Source organism: Pseudomonas sp. UBA6753 (assembly GCF_002453565.1).
Taxonomy (GTDB): domain Bacteria; phylum Pseudomonadota; class Gammaproteobacteria; order Pseudomonadales; family Pseudomonadaceae; genus Aquipseudomonas; species Aquipseudomonas putida_Z.
Map to the genome: position 1 here is coordinate 1 of NZ_DKHD01000059.1, position 18,415 is coordinate 18,415.

The 18,415-nt window shown below is 62.6% G+C and carries 16 protein-coding genes; 15 read left to right on the plus strand and 1 reads right to left on the minus strand.

The annotated features are described in order from the left end of the window. The 6 genes from B2790_RS22655 to B2790_RS22680 form a co-directional block, all read left to right on the plus strand. A partial coding sequence (locus tag B2790_RS22655) for an immunoglobulin-like domain-containing protein (RefSeq protein WP_286919823.1) occupies positions 1-5,180 on the plus strand: 5,180 nt, incomplete at its 5' end. Positions 5,181-5,485: 305 nt separating this feature from the next. Further along, entirely contained in the window at positions 5,486-5,827 is a 342-nt protein-coding gene (locus B2790_RS22660; RefSeq protein WP_025337260.1) for a hypothetical protein, read from the plus strand. A 199-nt stretch (positions 5,828-6,026) separates the two neighbouring features. Continuing rightward, the gene (locus B2790_RS22665) at positions 6,027-6,926 is read left to right on the plus strand and encodes a TauD/TfdA dioxygenase family protein (RefSeq protein ID WP_085691932.1); all 900 of its coding nucleotides are present in this window, start codon (positions 6,027-6,029) and stop codon (positions 6,924-6,926) included. A gap of 18 nt (positions 6,927-6,944) precedes the next feature. After that, a complete protein-coding gene (locus B2790_RS22670; protein ID WP_025337262.1) occupies positions 6,945-7,964 on the plus strand; it encodes an ABC transporter substrate-binding protein in 1,020 nt (339 codons plus the stop codon). Positions 7,965-7,970: 6 nt separating this feature from the next. After that, positions 7,971-8,834: an ABC transporter ATP-binding protein gene (locus B2790_RS22675; RefSeq protein ID WP_085591750.1), complete on the plus strand. Its 864-nt coding sequence runs from the start codon at positions 7,971-7,973 to the stop codon at positions 8,832-8,834. Between the two features lie 14 nt (positions 8,835-8,848). Then, a complete protein-coding gene (locus tag B2790_RS22680) occupies positions 8,849-9,712 on the plus strand; it encodes an ABC transporter permease (RefSeq protein WP_047934522.1) in 864 nt (287 codons plus the stop codon). A 118-nt stretch (positions 9,713-9,830) separates the two neighbouring features. Here B2790_RS22680 and B2790_RS22685 read toward each other — a convergent pair whose 3' ends face one another. After that, a complete protein-coding gene (locus tag B2790_RS22685; RefSeq protein WP_025337264.1) occupies positions 9,831-10,391 on the minus strand; it encodes a WYL domain-containing protein in 561 nt (186 codons plus the stop codon). Positions 10,392-10,598: 207 nt separating this feature from the next. Between B2790_RS22685 and B2790_RS22690 the strand changes: the two genes are divergently transcribed. The 9 genes from B2790_RS22690 (at position 10,599) to B2790_RS22730 (ending at position 18,117) form a co-directional block, all read left to right on the plus strand. Continuing rightward, positions 10,599-11,393, plus strand: a complete 795-nt coding sequence (locus tag B2790_RS22690) for a tetratricopeptide repeat protein (protein ID WP_025337265.1) — start codon at positions 10,599-10,601, stop codon at positions 11,391-11,393. Positions 11,394-11,589: 196 nt separating this feature from the next. Beyond that, positions 11,590-12,042 (plus strand): MarR family winged helix-turn-helix transcriptional regulator, encoded by a 453-nt coding sequence (locus B2790_RS22695; RefSeq protein WP_025337266.1) that lies wholly within the window; start codon positions 11,590-11,592, stop codon positions 12,040-12,042. Beyond that, positions 12,039-14,126 carry an FUSC family protein gene (locus B2790_RS22700; protein ID WP_025337267.1) on the plus strand — a complete coding sequence of 696 codons (2,088 nt, stop codon included), beginning with the start codon at positions 12,039-12,041 and terminating at the stop codon, positions 14,124-14,126. Before B2790_RS22695 ends, B2790_RS22700 begins: the two co-directional genes overlap by 4 nt. Then, positions 14,123-14,335, plus strand: a complete 213-nt coding sequence (locus B2790_RS22705; protein ID WP_003255905.1) for a DUF1656 domain-containing protein — start codon at positions 14,123-14,125, stop codon at positions 14,333-14,335. Before B2790_RS22700 ends, B2790_RS22705 begins: the two co-directional genes overlap by 4 nt. After that, positions 14,332-15,207, plus strand: coding sequence for an HlyD family secretion protein (locus B2790_RS22710; protein WP_010951565.1), 876 nt, complete (start codon positions 14,332-14,334; stop codon positions 15,205-15,207). The genes B2790_RS22705 and B2790_RS22710 overlap by 4 nt, the downstream gene beginning before the upstream one ends. Continuing rightward, entirely contained in the window at positions 15,204-16,622 is a 1,419-nt protein-coding gene (locus B2790_RS22715) for an efflux transporter outer membrane subunit (RefSeq protein ID WP_286919824.1), read from the plus strand. The genes B2790_RS22710 and B2790_RS22715 overlap by 4 nt, the downstream gene beginning before the upstream one ends. A gap of 557 nt (positions 16,623-17,179) precedes the next feature. Next, positions 17,180-17,455, plus strand: coding sequence for a hypothetical protein (locus B2790_RS22720; RefSeq protein ID WP_023662452.1), 276 nt, complete (start codon positions 17,180-17,182; stop codon positions 17,453-17,455). Further along, positions 17,452-17,703, plus strand: a complete 252-nt coding sequence (locus B2790_RS22725) for a DUF3077 domain-containing protein (protein ID WP_286919825.1) — start codon at positions 17,452-17,454, stop codon at positions 17,701-17,703. Before B2790_RS22720 ends, B2790_RS22725 begins: the two co-directional genes overlap by 4 nt. Before the next feature lie 129 nt (positions 17,704-17,832). Beyond that, positions 17,833-18,117: a helix-turn-helix domain-containing protein gene (locus B2790_RS22730; RefSeq protein WP_286919827.1), complete on the plus strand. Its 285-nt coding sequence runs from the start codon at positions 17,833-17,835 to the stop codon at positions 18,115-18,117. Positions 18,118-18,415 lie beyond the last annotated feature (298 nt).

Here is an 18,415-nt window from a genome sequence, read left to right on the forward strand (position 1 = left end):
CGGTCAACCACAAGGTCACCGGCTCGGACTTGGTGGTGAAGTTGGCCAACGGCCAGACCATCACCATTCCGGTGGGTGAGTCGTCGGCTTCGGTACCGTTCACCGCGCCGAACAACGTCCACAACACCAACCTGGACCTGACCAACAAGATCACCGACATCTCGGGCGGCAATTACGAGAAGACCGTGGCGGTTGGCGAGCCAGTGACGACTATCACTGACAACCCGGCCACTCCGGACATCACTACGCTCACCCTGACCGCGACGGATACCGTGGCTGAAGGCGGGGCGATCACCTATACCGCTACCCTGACCAACAAGGCCGGCACTGACCTGGTGATCAAACTGAGCAACGGTGAAACCATCACCATCGCGGCCGGCTCGAAGGAAGCCTCGATCACCATCGATGCCCCAAGCGACGACGTGTACCTCGATGCCGAAGACCTGAGCGTGATCGTCACCGGTACCACCGGTGGCGACTTCGAGAAACTCGACGTCAGCAGCACTGCGGCCGTGACCAAGGTGACCGATACCATCGACACCACCACCGTGACCCTGACCGCCACGCAAAGTGTGGTCGAGGGCGGCGTGGTGACCTACACCGCGTCGGTTAACCACAAGGTCACCGGCTCGGACTTGGTGGTGAAGTTGGCCAACGGCCAGACCATCACCATCCCGGTGGGCGAGTCGTCGGCTTCGGTACCGTTCACTGCACCGAACAACGTCCACAACACCAACCTGGACCTGACCAACAAGATCACCAATATCTCGGGTGGTAACTACGAGAAGACCGTGGCCGTTGGCGAGCCAGTGACCACTGTCACCGACAACCCGGCCACTCCGGACATCACCACGCTCACCCTGACCGCGACGGACACTGTGGCCGAAGGTGGCAAGATCACCTACACCGCTACCTTGACCAACAAGGCCGGTACCGACCTGGTGATCAAGCTGAGCAACGGTGAGACGATCACCATCGCCGCCGGTTCGAAAGAAGCGTCGATCACCATCAATGCCCCAAGCGATGACGTGTACCTCGATGCCGAAGACCTGAGCGTGACTGTCACCGGCACCACCGGTGGCGACTTCGAGAAGCTGAACATCAGCAACTCTGCAGCTGTGACCAAAGTCACCGACACCCTCGATAACACCGGTCTGACCCTGACTGCCACTCCTACCGTTCAGGAAGGTGGCCAGATCACCTACACCGCCACCTTGACCAACAAGGCCGGGACCGACATGACCATCAAGCTCAGCAACGGTGCCGTCATTAGCATCGAAGCGGGCAAGCTCTCCGGTAGCGTTACCGTTCCGGCGCCTACCGATGACGTCTATATCGATGCAGGCAACGTTTCGGCGAAGATCACCGAAACCAGCGGTGGCAACTTCGAGAAACTGAATGTCAGCGATACGGCGGCGGTCACTGCGGTAACGGATACCATCCAGACCACCACCCTCAGCATCAGCGGCACCTCCGCGGTCGCCGAAGGTGGCGATGCCACCTACGTCCTGAACCTGACCAACAAGGCCGAGAGCGACGTCACCGTCAAACTGACCTACACCGGCACCGCGGCCGATGGCACGGACTACACCGGCGTTGCCACCGTGGTGATCAAGGCCAACAGCACGCAGGCAACGTTCACCATCCCGACCCTCAAGGACAACTTCACCGAGGGCACCGAGCATTTCACCGTCAAGATCGATTCGGCCACTGGCGGCAACTTCGAGAAGCTCGACATCAGCTCCAGCGCCGGCAGCGTGACCACCCAGATCTTCGAGCCAGCCCCGGTTCTGGACCTGGATGGCAACGACTCCAGCGGCAAGACCGGTGCCGACTACCAGACCACCTTCACCGAGAACCAGCCAGGTAGTGGTGTGTCGATCGGCGATGTGGACGTCACCATCACCGACTTCGACAGCTCGAAGCTGACTGGCGCGACGGTCACCCTGACCAACCGCCAGCCGGGTGACGCGCTGAACCTGGGCAACAGTGTCAACGGCATCTCGATCAACGCCAACAGCACCGACGGCAAGGTAGTGCTGACCCTGAGCGGCGCTGCATCGCTGGCCGACTATATCCAGGCGATCAAGAACATCACCTTCATCAACAGCAGCGAGAACCCGAGCACCACGCCTCGCATCATTACCGTGACGGTGACCGACGGCGTTAATACCTCGAACACCGCCACGACCACGGTGAATGTGATCGCAGTCAACGACGCACCGGTTGCCACCGGCGGCGCCGTCACTGGCGTCGAAGACACGCCGCTGGTGCTGACCTGGAACGACTTCAACATTTCCGACGTCGACAGCGCCCTGTCGAGTCTGGGTGTGACCTTCACCCAGCTGCCAGCGGGTTCCCTGCAGCTCTTCAACGGCACCGCCTGGGTCAACGTCGCCCAGAACCAGACCGTCAGCCAGGCCGACATCGCTGCCGGCAACCTGCGGTTCGTGCCGAAACCCAACGAGTCGGGTATCGACGGATATGGCGGAACGGGCGTCGGCAACAAGCAGGCCGACTATGCCCAGATCAAGTACAAGCCTACCGACGGTACCGCTGCTGGTGGCGAGGCCACGCTGAAGGTCGATATTGCACCTGTAGCCGACAAGCCTGGCCTGAACATCGGCAGCAACACCCCCGATTCGCTTGGCCTGACCAAGGAAACCTGGAACAGCCTCACGGGCCTGGGCACCAACGGCAACGGCATCAGCGGTACTGCGCTGAAGAACGTGTTCGCCAACTCTGGCAGTGCCAGCAAGACCGAGCAGGTTACCAGCGCCGATTCGGGTGGCAGCGTTGCCGCCGGCACTGGCTCCAAGACCTCCGGCCTGATCTACCTGGAAGCCGGCCAGACCTACACCTTCAGCGGCACCGCCGATGACAGCCTGCAGGTCTACATCGGCAAAACCAGCGTGGTCGGCGCCACCTGGGGGGCGGGCGGTACGATCTCCGGTAGCTTCTCGCCGCCTGTCAGCGGCTACTACACCCTGGAGATCTACCACGCCAACCAGTCCGGCCCGGGCAGCCTGGATATCAACGTCAAGGTCGGCAACGGCCCGGTGACCGACCTGAGCAGCTCGGCCATCCCGATGTACCCGAACGTTGCGGCGATGGGTAACGCCGGGCTTTCCGTGTCCGATTTCCATGGCAGTGACGGCCAGGGCTACTACGATGGCTACAAGCTCAACGAAGGGCCGGAGAACGGCACCGTCAAGCTGGTTGGCATCTCCACCAACCTGACCGACACCGACGGCTCCGAGAGCCTGAGCGTCAAGCTGGACGGCATTCCGGCAGGTTCGGTGGTCAGCGATGGCGCCGGTCATACCGTAACCGTCGGCGCCACTTCGGTTGACGTCACCGGCTGGAGCCTCAACGGCCTGAGCATCAAACCGCCGGCGTACTACCAGGGCAGTTTCGATGTGAAGGTCACCTCGACCGCCACCGAGAGCGTGGGCGGCAGCAAAGCCTCCACCGAAGGCACGATCAAGGTAACTGTCTATCCGGACACCTACACCGCCAGCAACCTGACCACCGACAGCGACAGTTTCACCGGTACCGCCACCAGCGACATCATCGTTGCCGACATCAGTGGCCTGCATGTGACGCCGGGTCAGGACTACAACATTGCGTTCATCGTCGATACCTCAGGCAGCATGGGCAGCGCGGTCGATGCCGCGCGCAACTCGCTGAAGTCGGTGTTCGATACGCTGGCCAACAGCGTCAAGGGCGCGCAGTCCGGCACAGTGAACATCCTGCTGGTGGACTTCTCCACCCAGGTGAACAGTACGGTTTCGGTCAACCTGGGCGACAAGAACGCGTTGAGCACGCTCTACACTGCGCTCAATACGCTCTATTCCAGCGGCTCGACCAACTACGAGGATGCCTTCAAGACCACCGCCAACTGGTTCAAGCAATTGATGGACGCGGGCAACACCGGCAGCCGCCAGACGTTCTTCATCACCGACGGCCAGCCGAACGTGTACCAGACCGGCGAGTATGACCCCACGCTCATGAACTCAAGCTACACGCTGGATGCAGTGCTGAAGTCGATCAACTACAAATTGGGTGATGTGGTCACTAACAAGCTCGTGGGGAACAACAACCGATTCAGCATCGACGCCGCTGGCAACATGACCGCCGAGTACAAAACCGGAAGCGGCAACAACTGGAAGACCGACAGTTATGCAAGCGGACAGTTGCATGCTCAGGGAGATGGTACTTATGAGTTTTCCTACGCCACTTCCGACCGCTGGACCGACTACTATGCGGACCTCAATTCCCAGCAGAGCTTCCTGTTGTTGTCCAAGCTGTCTGGCGTGGAGGCCATTGGCCTCAACAGCGCGGTCAACGTCAACGACCTGAAGCCTTACGACACCGATAGCAAGCCGCAGACCAATATCGACCCGAGCAAACTGGCGGAAGCGATCCTCGGCCACACCGAAGCCACCGTGCCGGGCAATGACACCGTCAACGGTGGTGATGGCAACGACATCATCTTCGGTGACCTGGTGAGCTTTGGTTCGGTCGCCGGCAACGGTGTCGAAGCCATACAGGGATATGTCGCAGGCCAGCTGGGTGTGGCCCTGGGTGATGTCGACGGTCGCGTGCTGCACAAGTACATCGTCGAGCATGTCAGCGAATTCGATGTCTCGCGCAGCAACGATGGCAACGACATACTCAATGGTGGCGCGGGCAATGACCTCCTGTTCGGCCAGGGCGGCGACGACACCCTCGACGGTGGCAAGGGCAATGACATCCTGATCGGTGGCCTGGGCAAGGACACTTTGCTCGGTGGTGAAGGCAATGACATCCTGCTTGGCGGCAAGGGCGATGACACCATGACTGGTGGCAGCGGTGCCGACACCTTCGTATGGAAGGCTGGCGATACCGGCAAAGACGTGATCAAGGATTTCAAGGTGGCCGAAGGCGACCGCATCGACCTGAAGGACCTGCTCCAGGGCGAGAAGGGCAGCACCATCGACAACTACCTGAAGCTCACCACGGTGGAAGGCACGACGACGCTGCAGGTCAGCAGCGAAGGCAAGCTCAATGCCGCTGGTGGTATCGCCAACGCCGACGTGACCATCAAGCTCGAAGGGGTGAACTGGTCCAACACCACGATCAACTCGTTGATCAGCGGTGCTGACCCGACCATCATCGTCCACAACAAGGACAGCTGATGCGCCAATGGGCTGCCCTGCAGCCCATCGCCATCACCGGCTTCAGGCTGGCGCTGTCCCTGTAGGAGCGGCCTTGTGTCGCGATGGGCTGCAGAGCAGCCCCCAGGTCTCCGGCATTGTTGCCGAAACCGTGGGGCCGCTTTGCGGCCCTATCGCGACACAAGGCCGCTCCTACAGGGCGCGTGCCTGGGCCTTTCCCGCAACTACATGACAGCGCATACTCTGGCGCCGGGCCGGCGTGCCTGGTGATCTTTGCCTATGCTGCTGTCTACCACCAAGGAACCAATGTGACGAGGGACACCGCCATGTTCTACGTGCAACGCGATGCCGCTGGCCAGTTGCTGCGGGTAGAAGCAGCCGCTTTTGACGAGTTCACCGAAATGCTCCCCGCCGACCATGCCGATATCCAGGAATGGTTTGCCCATGACGTGGTGGAAAACAGCCTCAACCAGCTCAAGCAAAGCGACCTCGACATGATCCGCGTGCTCGAGGACCTGATCGATGTGCTGACCGCCAAGGGTGTGTTCAAGATCACCGACCTGCCCCCCGGTGCGCAGGCCAAGCTGCTCAACCGTTCTACAGCGCGCAAGGCGCTCAGCAGCCTGAACAACCTCATCGATGAGGAAGAGCAGGGCGGCTTGATCTGATTGCGTAGCGCCCCTGACAGCAGTGCTATGGTTATTCTTTAACGGTATTTAAAATAAATCTTTTATGACTTTATAGTCACTTCCACTGCGTACCCGTCGACCAATCGATGCGCCGCACGACTTGAACCCACACGGGAAATCCCCGTGCGTTTCTGATCGTTGCGCGCCATTGAAGTCGCGCACTGCGTGGGAGTGAAAAATGTCAGCCGCCTCGAACGCCTTGTCGATCATCGACAGCGCCCAGCCGCAACGCTTCGAAATCCGTCCGTTCTCCGGTGCCGTGGGCGCCGAGATCATCGGCCTGGACTTGGCCAAACCGGTCAATGCCGAGGATTTCGCCCGTATCCATCGCGCCCACCTCGATCACCATGTGCTGGTGTTCCGCGACCAACGCATCAGCCCTGACCAGCAGATCGCCTTCAGCCGCCGTTTTGGTCCGTTGCAGATCCATGTGCTCAAGCAGTTCCTGCTCGCCGGCCACCCCGAGATCCTGATCGTTTCCAACATCGTCGAAAACGGCCAGAACATCGGCCTGGGTGATGCCGGCAAGTTCTGGCACTCGGACCTGTCGTACAAGGAACTGCCCAGCCTCGGCTCCATGCTGCATGCCCAGGAACTGCCCGACGAGGGCGGCGATACCTTGTTCGCCGACATGCACAAGGCCTGGGACGCCGTACCCGCTGCCCTGCGCAAGGTCATCGAGGGCCGTGATGCTGCGCACTCCTACACCGCCCGTTACGCCGAGACCAAATTCGAAGGCAACTGGCGCCCGACCCTGACCGCCGAGCAACTGGCGCAGGTACAGGAAGTCATCCACCCGGTGGTCCGTACCCACCCGGAAAACGGCCGCAAGGCGCTGTTCGTCAGCGAAGGTTTCACCACCCGCATCGTCGGCCTGCCAAGCGACGAAAGCCGCGACGTGCTGCAACAGCTGTATGCCCTGAGCGTGCTGGAGCAGAACATCTACCGCCACCAGTGGCAGCCCCACGACCTGGTGTTCTGGGACAACCGCTCGCTGATCCACCTGGCAACCGGCTGCCCCGCACACCTGCGGCGCAAGCTTTACCGCACCACCATCCAGGGCGATGCCCCGTTCTGACGACTGAGGAAACCCATCATGCGTAAATCCATCAGCCGCCTGGCGGCAAGCATCGGCCTGGGCGCAAGCCTGGTCGTAGGCAGCCTGGCGGCCCCCGCCGCGGCGCAAGCAGAAGGCAAGATTCGCATCGCCGAACAGTTCGGCATTGTCTACCTGCTGCTGAACGTAGTGCGTGACCAGCATCTGATCGAAAAACATGGCAAGGAGCAGGGCATCGACATCGAAGTCGATTGGGCCCAGCTGTCGGGTGGGTCGGCCATCAACGACGCACTGCTGTCCGGTTCGGTGGACATCGCCGGTGCCGGCGTCGGCCCACTGTTGACCGTGTGGGACCGTACCAAGGGCCGACAGAACGTCAAGGCCGTGGCCTCGCTGGGCAACTTCCCGTACTACCTGGTCAGCAGCAACCCCAACGTGAAGACCATTGCCGACCTCTCCGACAAGGACCGCATCGCCGTGCCGGCGGTAGGCGTTTCGGTGCAGTCGCGCTTCCTGCAATACGCCGCCGCCCAGCAATGGGGCGACAAGGAATACAACCGCCTCGACAAGTACACCCTGGCCGTGCCGCACCCGGATGCCACTGCCGCGCTGCTGGCCGGCGGCACCGAACTCAACGGGCACTTCTCCAACCCGCCGTTCCAGGACCAGGTGCTGGCCAACAAGAACGTGCACGTGGTGCTCAACAGCTACGACCTGCTCGGCCCCAACTCGCCGACCTTGCTGTTCGCCACCGAAAAATTCCGCAAGGACAACCCCAAGACCTACAAGGCCTTCGTCGATGCGCTGGCCGAAGCCGCGGACTTCGCCCAGAAGGACAAGGCGGCCGCCGCCGACACCTACATCCGCGTGACCAAGGCCAAGATCGACCGCGACACGTTGATCAAGCTGATCGACAACCCGCAGTACGAATTCACCGTCACGCCAAAGAACACCTACAAGCTGGCCGACTTCCTCTATCGGGTAGGCGCCATCAAGCACAAGCCGGAATCGTGGAAGGACTACTTCTTCCAGGATGAACGCCCGCTGCAGGGGAGCTGACCGATCATGACCGCCCCATTGCCAGGCCACACGGCCAGCAACCTGAGCCGTGTCGCAACGCCGCCTTTGCTCAAGGTGGATAACCTCAGCCTCGAATACCGCACCGCGCAACGCGTGGTGCGGGCCACCCACCAGGTCAGCTTCGAAGTCGACCGTGCCGACCGCTTCGTGCTGCTCGGTCCCTCCGGCTGCGGCAAGTCCACCTTGCTCAAGGCCGTGGCCGGGTTCATCTCGCCCCAGGAAGGGCAGATTCTGCTGCAAGGTCAGCCAGTCAGCGGCCCAGGCCCCGACCGCATCGTGGTGTTCCAGGAGTTCGACCAGCTGCCGCCATGGAAGACGGTGAAACAGAACGTCATGTTCCCTCTGCTGGTGTCGGGCCAGCTGAAACGCGCCGAGGCCGAGGAGCGGGCGCTGCACTACCTGGAAAAAGTCGGCCTGGCCGCCTTCGCCGATGCCTACCCACACACCCTGTCGGGCGGTATGAAAGCGCGCGTGGCGATTGCCCGGGCCTTGGCCACGCAGCCGAAGATCCTGCTGATGGACGAACCGTTCGCGGCACTTGATGCGCTGACCCGGCGCAAGATGCAGGAAGAACTGCTGCTGCTGTGGGAGGAGGTGCGTTTTACCCTGCTGTTCGTTACCCACTCCATCGAAGAGGCTCTGGTGGTCGGCAACCGCATCCTGCTGTTGTCCCCCCACCCGGGGCGGGTGCGCGCCGAAGTGCACAGCCACCAGTACGACTTGGGCAGCCTGGGTGGTAGCGACTTCCAGGCCAGTGCCCGGCGCATACATCGTTTGCTGTTCGATGAGGCGGATGCTCCCGAACAGCCCGACGATCTTGGCTTCAACGATATCCGAATCGCCTACTGACAGGAGCTTCAGCCATGACCACTACACCTGTACGCCAGGAATACGAGGTGCAGCTGGAGCCTTTGCTCAGTGTGCCTGTGGAGCGCAACCTGCCGTTGGCTCAGCGCCTGTGGCAGCACGGCTGGTTGCGCAAGGCGGTCATCCTGCTGGTGATCGCCGTGCTGTGGGAGGCCATTGCCCGCTACCAGGGCAACGATCTGCTGCTACCAACCTTCCTGCAGACGGCAACGGCGCTGTGGGACGGCCTGGTCAGCGGTGAGTTGCCGGCCAAGGTTGGCGTGTCGCTGGTGATTCTGCTCAAGGGTTACCTGCTGGGGATCATCCTGGCCTTCGGCCTCACCAGCTTGGCGGTGTCGACCCAGCTTGGGCGCGATCTGCTGGGCACCCTGACCTCGATGTTCAACCCGTTGCCGGCGATTGCCCTGTTGCCGCTGGCTTTGCTGTGGTTCGGGCTGGGCGACAACAGCCTGATCTTCGTGCTGGTGCACTCGGTGTTATGGGCGCTGGCGCTGAACACCTATGCGGGCTTTCTCGGCGTGTCGGAAACCCTGCGCATGGCCGGGCGCAATTACGGCCTGAAAGGGCTGCGGCTGGTGCTGCATATCCTGGTGCCGGCGGCGTTGCCGTCGATCCTCTCGGGGCTGAAGATCGGCTGGGCATTCGCCTGGCGCACACTGATCGCTGCCGAGCTGGTGTTCGGGGCCAGCAGTGGCAAAGGCGGGTTGGGCTGGTACATCTTCCAGAACCGCAACGAGCTGTACACCGACAAGGTGTTTGCCGGTTTGGCGGTGGTGATCCTGATCGGCTTGCTGGTGGAAGGGCTGGTGTTCAATACCCTGGAGCGGCTGACGGTGCGGCGCTGGGGCATGCAGCGCTAACTGGTATGCCTGTGCCGGCCTCTTCGCGGGCTTGCCCGCTCCCACAGGAAAACCACACACTTCAGAATCTGTAGAGTACCTGTGGGAGCGGGCAAGCCCGCGAAGAGGCCAGCACAGGCTAAAAATTCTGGTACTGCGCCGCCGCATTGCTCAGGATCTTGCCAATCTCCTCCCGCAAGCCGCCCGGCTGCTCCACCACCACCCCATCGCCATGGCTCAACAGCCACCAGCGCAGTGGCCAGCCGTCACTCACCGTGGCCTGCAACCGATGCCCGTGCTCCAACGCCGTCAGTTGCATGTCGCTACTCAACGGCGCAACCCGCAACTGCCGCGCCAGCGTATCGCTGATCCGCGCCACCAACTCCACCCCCTCGCCCCGAGCCGGTTGCAGCGCATCACCGCGCAAGTGCGTCAACAAGTCGAAATTGCCGCGCAAGTCGCCCACTGCGCTCGCCGACCAATGCCAGCCAAACGGGATGCTCTTGTCATTGCGCTCCAGCGGAAATATCAGCGACAGCTCGTTGAGATCACGCTCGACAGTGCGTTTGCTGACAGTGAAGCCCACATCACGCAGGCGCCAGACCAATTCGGCGCTGGTAATGCCTGGTGAACGGCTGGGCAACTGGCGCAGCAGCGCCCACTGTCGGCTGAGGGTGGCGCGAGTTGTGGCGAACGGCAAAAGATAACGTCCTTGTCTAGGCTTGCCGCAATAGGATGGCGGCAGGCGTGGGTCATGGCAATTGGCCACAGCCTGCTCAGATCAAGGAAGTCGCATTTGGTTGCCTGGCGCCGAATCGTTCGCGACAGGTTTTGACGTTACGTCACGCAGAATCACGCCTCATCACAGCCGAAGGTTGGGGTTGTGTGTCGTTCAATGAGGATGAACATGTCTGCTGCCAGCAATATCCATTCGTTGCTTGCCCGCCTTTTGCCCGAGCGGGTCATTGCCCCACCGGCCGCTGTCGGGAGGCGACAGCGACTGTTTGCCGGGATAGGGTTGCCCAGCCAGCGCTCGCTGCTGGTCAGCCGCCTGGACGAAGCCAGCGACTTGCAGGCGGTGTACGTCGACCTGCGCCGCCAGGCCTTGCAAGGCAGCGTGGCGGCGCTCAACGACCTTGGCTGGATCTGGCTCAACGGCAAATACTGGCGTGCTGACACCGTGTTGGCCGGCCACCTGTTGCGCATGGCGGCCCTGCAAGGCAATGCCGCGGCATGGTTCAACCTTGGGCAGCAACATTACTTCGGCAAAGGCATCGAGCCCTCTTACATGCAGGCGGCGGAGTGCTACCGGCAGGCTTTCGAGCGGGGCATGCTGCATGCCGCTGCCGCGCTGGGTGACCTGTACGAGGAAGAGGTGTGTGATGGCGGTCTGCAGTGGCAGGTCGACCTGGTGCAGGCCTACCAGTGGTTCCTGCGCGGGGCCGAGCAGGGCGAGGCACGCTGCCGTTTCGAGGTGGGCTACCGGCTGATGCACGGGCTGTACGTGGAGGCTGATCTCAAGGCCGCGCTGTACTGGCTGGAGCTGGCGGCAGCTGCGGGGGTGGTACAGGCGGCCGAAGAGCTGGCGGTGCACTTCAGCAGCCGTGACGAGGGCCGCTACCAGGAGTGGCGTGACCGGGCGGTGCAGATGGGCAGTACATTGGCCTTGACCATGAAACTGGAAGACCAGATTCAGCCCTGAATTTGCTGCTGCTTGTCCGGGCCCTTTCGCGGGCTCGCCCGCTCCCACATGAATTGCACAGCCCCGCGAAAGGGCCAGTAAGACAAAAGCATGAACAACATTTCACCCAGGCTATCCGTCACCCCCGGTTGACGACAGGGGGAGGCACAGGCGTATATTGATAGTTAGCAAACTATGAATATCCTTGGTTCCTGTCATGTCCCTTGATCTCCTGCGCCTGCAAGTCAGCAGTGGCATGGTGGTTGCCGCCCGCCATTGGCGGCGCATCTGCCATACCGCCCTGACCGGTTACGGCATTTCCGAGGCCTGCGCCGCGCCTTTGCTGATGATCGTGCGCCTGGGTGACGGCGTACATCAGGTGGCTGTGGCCCAGGCCGCCGGCCTGGAAAGCCCCTCGCTGGTGCGCCTGCTCGACCAGCTGTGCAAGGCTGGCCTGGTATGTCGCAGCGAAGACCCGTTGGACCGCCGCGCCAAGGCCCTGAGCCTGACCGCCGAAGGCCGCACCCTGGCCGAGTCCATCGAAGCCGAGCTGGTGCGCCTGCGCCGCGAGGTGCTGCATGGCATCGACCAGGCCGACCTGGAAGCCGCGTTGCGCGTGCTGCGTGCCTTCGAAGCCGCCGGCCTGGGCAACACAGGCGGGGCAGCATGAACGGTTTTTTCAGCTCGGTGCCCCCGGCCCGCGACTGGTTCTATGGCGTGCGTACCTTTGCCGCCTCCATGATCGCCCTGTACATCGCCCTGCTCATGCAGTTGCCGCGCCCCTATTGGGCCATGGCCACGGTGTACATCGTCTCCAGCCCGTTCCTTGGCCCCACCAGCTCCAAGGCCCTGTACCGTGCCGTGGGCACGCTGCTCGGTGCCGGCGGGGCGATTTTCCTGGTACCACCGCTGGTGCAGTCGCCGTTGCTGCTGAGCATCGCCATCGCCCTGTGGACCGGCACCTTGCTGTTCCTTTCGCTGAACCTGCGCACCGCCAACAACTATGTGCTGATGCTGGCCGGCTACACCTTGCCGATGATTGCCCTGGCGGTGGTCGACAACCCGCTTGCTGTGTTCGACGTGGCGTCTTCCCGCGCCCAGGAAATCTGCCTGGGGATCGTCTGTGCGGCGGTGGTCGGGGCGATCTTCTGGCCACGGCGGCTGGCGCCAGTTGTAGTCGGTGCCACTGGTAGCTGGTTCACCGAAGCGATCCGCTACAGCGACACCTACCTGGCCCGCCAGGCCAGTGCAGACCAGGTTGGCGGCATGCGCGGGGCGATGGTCGCCACCTTCAACTCGCTGGAGCTGATGATCGGCCAGCTCGGCCATGAAGGCGCTGGTCCGCATACCCTGAAGAATGCCCGCGAGTTGCGCGGGCGCATGATCCACCTGCTGCCCGTGATCGATGCCCTCGACGACGCCCTGGTCGCCCTCGAAGGCCGCGCCCCGGCACAGTTCGCCCAGTTGCAACCGTTGCTCGATGCCGCCCGCGAATGGCTCAAGGGCACCGTCGACAGCGCCTCCGTCGCTCGCTGGACCGCTCTGCACGAACAGATCGAGCGCCTGCAGCCCGGCGCCGCTGCCCTCGACCAGCGCGCCGAACTGCTGCTGTCCAACGCCCTGTATCGCCTGACCGAATGGGCCGACCTGTGGCAGGACTGCTGCAGCCTGCAACATGCCCTGCGCAGCGACGATTCCAAACCCTGGCGCGCGGTGTACCGCCACTGGCGCCTGGGCCGCCTGACGGCGTTCTTCGACCGTGGCCTGATGCTGTATTCGGTGGCCTCAACCGTGCTGGCGATCGTTGTCGCCTGCGGCCTGTGGATTGGCCTGGGCTGGAACGACGGCGCCAGCGCAGTGATCCTCGCTGCCGTGTCGTGCAGCTTCTTCGCCGCCATGGACGACCCGGCGCCGCAGATCTACAGGTTCTTCTTCTGGACGCTGATGTCGGTCATCTTCTCCAGCCTGTACCTGTTCCTGGTGCTGCCCAACCTGCACGACTTCCCAATGCTGGTGCTGGCCTTCGCCGTGCCATTCATCTGCGTTGGCACCCTGACCGTGCAGCCGCGCTTCTACCTGGGTACCTTGCTGACCATCGTCAACACCTCGACCTTTATCAGCATCCAGGGCGCCTACGATGCTGACTTCTTCACCTTCCTCAATTCCAACCTGGCCGGCCCCGTGGGGCTGCTGTTCGCCTTCATCTGGACCTTGGTGATGCGCCCGTTCGGCGTGGAACTGGCAGCCAAGCGCATGACCCGCTTCGCCTGGCGCGACATCGTCGAAATGACCGAGCCGGCCACCCTGGCCGAGCACCGCCAGGTCGGTGTGCAGATGCTCGACCGCCTGATGCAGCACCTGCCGCGCTTGTCGCAAACCGGGCAGGACAGCGGCGTGGCACTGCGCGACCTGCGCGTGGGGTTGAACCTGCTCGACCTGCTGGCCTACATGCCGCGTGCCGGGCAGCAGGCTCGTGAGCGCCTGAACACGGTAGTCGAGGAAGTCGGCGCGCACTACGCCGCCTGCCTGCGCGCCGGCGAGCGCCTGCACGCCCCGGCCGCGCTGCTGCGCAACATGGAGCGCGCGCGCCTGGCGCTGAACCTGGATGAGCTGTACGAGCGCGGCGATGCCCGTACCCACCTGCTGCACGCGCTGAGCGGCCTGCGCCTGGCGCTGCTGCCGGGCGTGGAGGTGATGCTCGAGCCAGCCGAACAACCGCAACTGCCCCCCGGCCTCGACGGAGCGCCCCTGTGATTGGTGAACTGGATATCAGCGGGGTATTCCTGCCCACGCTGCTGGTGATGATGTTTGGCACCTACCTGCTGTTCCTCGGGGTGCACGCGGTGCTGGTGCGCCTGCATTTCTACCGCCTGGTCTGGCACCGGGCGTTGTTCAACGTTGCTCTGTATGCCGTGCTGCTTGGTGCGGTGGACCACTTTTGCCGAAACCTGATGCTGCCATGAAAAAACCTTTGCTGACCCTGGGCCGTGTGGTCCTGACCTTGCTGGTAGTGACCTTCGCCGCCGTGCTCGTGTGGCAGATGGTGGTGTACTACATGTTCGCCCCCTGGACCCGCGACGGCCACATCCGCGCCGACGTGATCCAGATCGCCCCGGACGTGTCCGGGCTGATCCAGAAGGTCGAGGTGCGTGACAACCAGACCGTCAAGCGCGGCGATGTGCTGTTCACCATCGACCAGGACCGCTTCACCCTGGCCCTGCGCCAGGCCAAGGCGACCCTGGGTGAGCGCCAGGAAACCCTGGCCCAGGCCTCCCGCGAAGCGCAGCGCAACCGCAAGCTGGGCAACCTGGTGGCCGCCGAGCAGCTGGAAGAAAGCCAGTCCCGCGAGGCCCGTGCCCGTTCCGCCGTCAGCGAAGCGCAGGTGGCCGTCGATACCGCCCAGCTCAACCTCGACCGCTCGGTGGTGCGCAGCCCGGTGGACGGTTACCTGAACGACCGAGCACCGCGTAACCACGAATTCGTCACCGCCGGCCGCCCGGTGCTGTCGGTGGTCGACAGCGCCTCGTACCACGTCGATGGCTACTTCGAGGAAACCAAGCTTGGCGGTATCCACATCGGCGATGCCGTGGACATTCGCGTCATGGGCGACAACACCCGCCTGCGTGGCCATGTGCAAAGCTTTGCCGCCGGCATCGAAGACCGCGACCGCAGCAGTGGTGCCAACCTGTTGCCCAACGTCAACCCGGCATTCAGCTGGGTGCGCCTGGCCCAGCGTATTCCGGTGCGCATCGCCTTTGATGAAGTGCCGCAAGACTTCCGCATGATTGCCGGGCGAACCGCCACGGTGTCGATCATCGAGGGCCAGCGCCCATGAAACAGCTGATCCTGGCGGGGCTGTGCCTGTCGTTGGGGGCCTGCATGATGGTCGGCCCCGACTATGAGGTGCCGAAGGACGCAGCGGTGCAACGCAGCGACCTCAACGGCCCGCTGCGCCAGGATGCCGACAGCGTGGTATCGGCACCGGTGCCTGAGGACTGGTGGCAGCTGTATCAGGATCAACGGCTGAACGAGCTGGTGCGCCAGGCCCTGAGTGCCAACACCGACCTGCGCGTGGCTGCCGCCAACATTGCCAAGGCGCGTGCCCAGGTGGAAGTGGCTGAGTCGCAAGGTGGCTTCAACGGCGGCGTCAAACTTGGCGCCCAGCGCCTGCAGGAGTCGGGCGAGGCCTTCCTGCTGCCAGAGAAAGTGCCGGTGGCCAACATCGGCGAAGCCATCATCAGTGCCTCGTACCAGTTCGACCTGTGGGGTACTTTCAAGCGTGGCACCGAGGCGGCCAAGGCCAATGCCGACGCAGTGCAGGCCGCCGCCGATACCGCCCGCATCACCCTGGTGGCGGATGTGGTCAAGGCCTACACCCAGGTGTGCTCGGCCAACGAGGAATACCACATTGCCCGCGAGTCGCTCGACCTGCAGGAGCAGAGCGTGAAGCTTAACCAGCGCCTGCGTGATGCCGGGCGTGGCGACGAAACCCAGGTCACCCGCTCGCAGACCCAGTTCAAATCCTTGCGCGCCGAGCTGCCACGCTTCAAGGCGGAGCGCGAGACTGGCATGTACACACTGGCCGCTTTGTTGGCCAAACCGGTCGATCAGCTGCCTGCCGGCACTGCCGATTGTGCCGAGCTGCCGCACCTGAGCCAGCTGGTCCCGGTGGGCGATGGCGCGGCGTTGCTCAAGCGCCGTCCAGACGTGCGCCAGGCCGAACGGCAGCTGGCCGCTGCCACTGCCTACATCGGCGTGGCCACCGGCGCCCTGTACCCGGACATCAGCATCGGCGCCCAGGTTGGCACCATTGGTATCCTCGAGAACCTTGGCGAGCCGGCGACCAACCGCTGGGGCTTCGGCCCGCAGATCAGCTGGACCATCCCTACCAACGGCACCCGCGCCCGCATTCGCATGGCCGAAGCCTCGACCCAGGCCGCCCTGGCGAATTTTGATGGGGTAGTGCTGAACGCCATTCGCGAGACCCAGACCCGCCTGGCGCAGTACAGCGCCCTGCTGGACCGGCGTGACGCGCTGGCCGAGGCGGAGAAGTCGGCCAAGGAAGCGGCGGACCAGACGCATCGCCGTTACCAGGCCGGGCGTGAGTCGTTCCTGGCCGACTTGCAGGCGACGCGGACCTATACCGACATGCGCGCGCAACTGGCGGCGGCCAATAGCCAGGTGGCTCAGGGGCAGATTGGCGTGTTCCTGGCGTTGGGTGGGGGGTGGAAGGATACCGGCAAGCCTTGAGGACCCAATCGCCGGCAAGCCAGCTCCCATAGAGCTGCACATAACTTACTGATTTAGCGGGGACCCTGTGGGAGCGGGCGTGCCCGCGAACACCGGCGCAGCCGGTGCCAGCCACCGCGTTGAATTCTTCGCGGGCACGCCCGCTCCCACATGTACTGCGCTGTTTTCGAGCCCTGTAGTCCACCTGTGGTAGCTGGCTTGCCGGCGATCGAGGGCAAAGCCCTCGCCTAGGCCCTAGAGCTGTAAGACATTTCCGAACCTGAATCCAAATGCTTCAGTTTGGATGCTCTGTCGAATTATCCTACAGCACCTGTCGGAAGGTGCTGTCTTGGCTGGAAAGTGTTCCCGGAATACTGTCGTGGGGTCGCCTCGCAAGGCGATCGGGCGTGAGACACCCGGATTTCATTCGGTAGCACCGCTTTATGGCGGTCGTGTGCGGACAGGCTTCGGCCTGGCCGGGGTTACCGTATGTCCCGTGTCTCACACCGTGCACGACTGCCACCCAACTTCGTGAGACAAGGAGGAGAGCAGTTCAATCCCCCATACGGAGTTCCGCCATGAACAAGCTCGTCCCCGATCCACCAGTTACCGATCTGCTTCTGCTCGACCCTCCCGCACTCTCACTAATCGATCCACTCACCCCCAAAGACTGCGAAGAGCTGATCAGCGCCATCACCCTGACCATCGACCACACCACCACAGTCCTGCTCGACAACCCTCCCGGCGACATGCGAAATGCCATGGGCATGAATATTCGATTGCTCTGCCGTCTGATCAATGCCGTGTGCGACCGCACCCATGCAACCCGCCACGATCAAGGAGCGACCCGATGAGCGATGATCCAAGAGACTCTGCAACCGCAGGTGTGGAAACCTTCGACTTGTTCCGCCTGCAGCCAAATGTGCCGTTCAGCCATGCTTTCTCGCAGCTATCTGTGCTGCTGGGCTGTATTCGCCACCTGACCACCGAAGCGGAAATGGAAAACGACCGTATTGCTGGTAGTGCTGCGCGGATACTCAGTGAGATGGCCAAGGCGCTGATTGATGATATGGAGCGAGGAATGAGCAAGGTTCTTCAATAGCCTTCAAGCGCTTGGGGCCGCTGTGCGGCCTCATCTTTTAGCCTGAATGGTCTTCCACATCTGAAATCAAATATTTCCGCTGGGTGGCGAAAGCCCGATTCAGGTCGCTGGACTGAGAGGTGATCAACCATGGCGAATGAACGCTCGGCATCTGTATGGGACGCGCTGGCTGATACGCCAGAGGAGGCAGACAACCTTCGGCTGCGCTCGCAGCTGATGCGGATTTTGGTCAAGACGGTGCGTGCCTGGGATCTACCTCAGAAGGATGCGGCGCGTCGGCTACATGTCACGCAACCGCGCTTGAGTGAGCTGTTGAATGGGAAGATTGACAAGTTTTCCCTGGATGTCTTGGTATATCTGCTGGCCAATGCCGATCTGGAAGTGGATTTCACGGTGAAGGAAAAGCTCGCCTGAATCGGTGGTTGGACCATGAGGGCCAGGCCTTGCCGTTTTCAACCCGCACCGAGCTGAGGCGTCGTAAGACATTTCCGAGCCTGAAACCAAATGCTTGAAAATAAATTTCTAAAGGCAGTTGCTCACACCTCGACCGCATCTCCCTCAAGCCATGTGCAATACCTGTGGGAGTCTGGCTTGCCAGCGATGAGGCCAGAACAGGCAACACAAGACAGAATCTCCCACAGGTTCAGCGCATCCCCCCTCTTCATCTGATTTGTACCAAGATTTTTCATGAAATCCGCCCGGCACCCTTGAG

What these genes read in the sequence shown, in the direction of transcription:
- B2790_RS22695 (WP_025337266.1), top strand. Translation starts at nt 11,590, where the DNA reads ATGTCCCTTGATCTCCTGCGCCTGCAAGTCAGCAGTGGCATGGTGGTT.
- B2790_RS22730 (WP_286919827.1), top strand. Translation starts at nt 17,833, where the DNA reads ATGGCGAATGAACGCTCGGCATCTGTATGGGACGCGCTGGCTGATACG.
- B2790_RS22680 (WP_047934522.1), top strand. Translation starts at nt 8,849, where the DNA reads ATGACCACTACACCTGTACGCCAGGAATACGAGGTGCAGCTGGAGCCT.
- B2790_RS22710 (WP_010951565.1), top strand. Translation starts at nt 14,332, where the DNA reads ATGAAAAAACCTTTGCTGACCCTGGGCCGTGTGGTCCTGACCTTGCTG.
- B2790_RS22700 (WP_025337267.1), top strand. Translation starts at nt 12,039, where the DNA reads ATGAACGGTTTTTTCAGCTCGGTGCCCCCGGCCCGCGACTGGTTCTAT.
- B2790_RS22690 (WP_025337265.1), top strand. Translation starts at nt 10,599, where the DNA reads ATGTCTGCTGCCAGCAATATCCATTCGTTGCTTGCCCGCCTTTTGCCC.
- B2790_RS22660 (WP_025337260.1), top strand. Translation starts at nt 5,486, where the DNA reads ATGTTCTACGTGCAACGCGATGCCGCTGGCCAGTTGCTGCGGGTAGAA.
- B2790_RS22665 (WP_085691932.1), top strand. Translation starts at nt 6,027, where the DNA reads ATGTCAGCCGCCTCGAACGCCTTGTCGATCATCGACAGCGCCCAGCCG.
- B2790_RS22725 (WP_286919825.1), top strand. Translation starts at nt 17,452, where the DNA reads ATGAGCGATGATCCAAGAGACTCTGCAACCGCAGGTGTGGAAACCTTC.
- B2790_RS22715 (WP_286919824.1), top strand. Translation starts at nt 15,204, where the DNA reads ATGAAACAGCTGATCCTGGCGGGGCTGTGCCTGTCGTTGGGGGCCTGC.
- B2790_RS22720 (WP_023662452.1), top strand. Translation starts at nt 17,180, where the DNA reads ATGAACAAGCTCGTCCCCGATCCACCAGTTACCGATCTGCTTCTGCTC.
- B2790_RS22670 (WP_025337262.1), top strand. Translation starts at nt 6,945, where the DNA reads ATGCGTAAATCCATCAGCCGCCTGGCGGCAAGCATCGGCCTGGGCGCA.
- B2790_RS22675 (WP_085591750.1), top strand. Translation starts at nt 7,971, where the DNA reads ATGACCGCCCCATTGCCAGGCCACACGGCCAGCAACCTGAGCCGTGTC.